Origin of the sequence: Priestia sp. YIM B13489 (assembly GCF_042787645.1) — a bacterium.
In the GTDB taxonomy this organism is placed as follows: Bacteria; Bacillota; Bacilli; order Bacillales; family Bacillaceae_H; genus Priestia; species Priestia megaterium.
On the sequence record NZ_JBHZOQ010000029.1, the window covers coordinates 1 to 1324 of the forward strand.

Genomic DNA, 1324 nt, shown 5'->3' on the forward strand with positions numbered 1-1324 from the left:
CGACGGATAGGGACCGAACTGTCTCACGACGTTCTGAACCCAGCTCGCGTACCGCTTTAATGGGCGAACAGCCCAACCCTTGGGACCGACTACAGCCCCAGGATGCGATGAGCCGACATCGAGGTGCCAAACCTCCCCGTCGATGTGGACTCTTGGGGGAGATAAGCCTGTTATCCCCGGGGTAGCTTTTATCCGTTGAGCGATGGCCCTTCCATGCGGAACCACCGGATCACTAAGCCCGACTTTCGTCCCTGCTCGACTTGTAGGTCTCGCAGTCAAGCTCCCTTGTGCCTTTACACTCTACGAATGATTTCCAACCATTCTGAGGGAACCTTTGGGCGCCTCCGTTACATTTTAGGAGGCGACCGCCCCAGTCAAACTGCCCACCTGACACTGTCTCCCGGCCCGATCAGGGCCGCGGGTTAGAATTTCAATACAGCCAGGGTAGTATCCCACCGACGCCTCCACCGAAGCTAGCGCTCCGGCTTCTCAGGCTCCTACCTATCCTGTACAAGCTGTACCAAAATTCAATATCAGGCTACAGTAAAGCTCCACGGGGTCTTTCCGTCCTGTCGCGGGTAACCTGCATCTTCACAGGTACTATAATTTCACCGAGTCTCTCGTTGAGACAGTGCCCAGATCGTTACGCCTTTCGTGCGGGTCGGAACTTACCCGACAAGGAATTTCGCTACCTTAGGACCGTTATAGTTACGGCCGCCGTTTACTGGGGCTTCGATTCAGAGCTTCTCCCAAAGGATAACCCCTCCTCTTAACCTTCCAGCACCGGGCAGGCGTCAGCCCCTATACTTCGCCTTGCGGCTTCGCAGAGACCTGTGTTTTTGCTAAACAGTCGCCTGGGCCTATTCACTGCGGCTCTCTCGGGCTATACACCCTACCAGAGCACCCCTTCTCCCGAAGTTACGGGGTCATTTTGCCGAGTTCCTTAACGAGAGTTCTCTCGATCACCTTAGGATTCTCTCCTCGCCTACCTGTGTCGGTTTGCGGTACGGGCACCTCCCGCCTCGCTAGAGGCTTTTCTTGGCAGTGTGGAATCAGGAACTTCGGTACTATAATTCCCTCGTCATCACAGCTCAGCCTTTATGATGAGCGGATTTGCCTACTCATCAGCCTAACTGCTTGAACGCGCATATCCAGCAGCGCGCTTACCCTATCCTACTGCGTCCCCCCATTACTCAAACGGCGGGGAGGTGGTACAGGAATATCAACCTGTTGGCCATCGCCTACGCTTTTCAGCCTCGGCTTAGGTCCCGACTAACCCTGAGCGGACGAGCCTTCCTCAGGAAACCTTAGGCATTCGGTGGAC

The 1324-nt window shown here is 55.4% G+C and carries 1 rRNA gene; it reads right to left on the bottom strand.

The features are described 5' to 3' along the window. A 23S ribosomal RNA gene (locus tag ACFX4W_RS01755) occupies window positions 1-1324 on the bottom strand; the annotation flags it as partial.